Annotated in this window: 2 pseudogenes; both read right to left on the bottom strand. The window is 64.7% G+C overall.

Annotation, left to right across the window (positions count from 1 at the left end):
• Positions 1-198, bottom strand: a pseudogene (locus LPA54_RS34305) (deaminase); the annotation flags it as partial.
• 154 nt (positions 199-352) lie between these two features.
• Positions 353-502: pseudogene (locus tag LPA54_RS34300) on the bottom strand (ATP-binding protein); the annotation flags it as partial.
• Positions 503-685 lie beyond the last annotated feature (183 nt).

Genomic DNA, 685 nt, shown 5'->3' with positions numbered 1-685 from the left:
GTCCCGCGTGAAGTAATCGTCGAGGCCCCGGCTCCCCCCGGGATCCGTGCGCATGGGCCAGCTCGCCGTGGCTCCGGCCCAGGCGAACAACCTCTCGGGGTGGTCGTGGCCGAACGGACTCTCGAGACTCTGGTGCTCACCGGCACCGATTCCGTCACTCGAGACGTTGAAGTTCATGACTCTCAGCAGTTGATCCACGTGGTCCCTCGGCAGGTTATCGCGTCACCGTGCGGCGAGCCGCCGCACATCATGACGTCGAACGGGACGCGGCCGGATCGACGGCGGACCACAACCTTTTTTCTAGGGCGCGTCAGGAAACAGCCCCCCTGCTCGGCGGCTCAAAGATGGGTTCTCAGCCGGCCTTGGATGGTTCCTCGGCTCGTGCCCGGGTGGAGGCGAGCCTGAAGGAGTCGGTGCCGGTCTCGATGATCGTGCCGTTGAACGTCAGGCGGTCGACGATGGCCGCGCAGAGCCGGAGATCGGTGAAGGTCTTCGTCCACCCATCTGGGGCTGGCACTTGTTCCCTCACAAGAGTTGCCGCTGTCACCTGGCCGTATCCCACTCCTGAGGTCCTCGTTGGTTCTCGCGGTAGCACTCCGGTTTTCAAGGTGCTGCCTTGACCGTTCAGGTGCGAGGAAGGTGTGCCGGCGGCCGAGGCTAAGGGCTGTCCCGCAATGGCTCGAGA

It is taken from the genome of Streptomyces sp. DH12, assembly GCF_020873895.1.
Taxonomy (GTDB): domain Bacteria; phylum Actinomycetota; class Actinomycetes; order Streptomycetales; family Streptomycetaceae; genus Streptomyces.
This window is presented reverse-complemented; position numbering and strand designations above follow the sequence as displayed.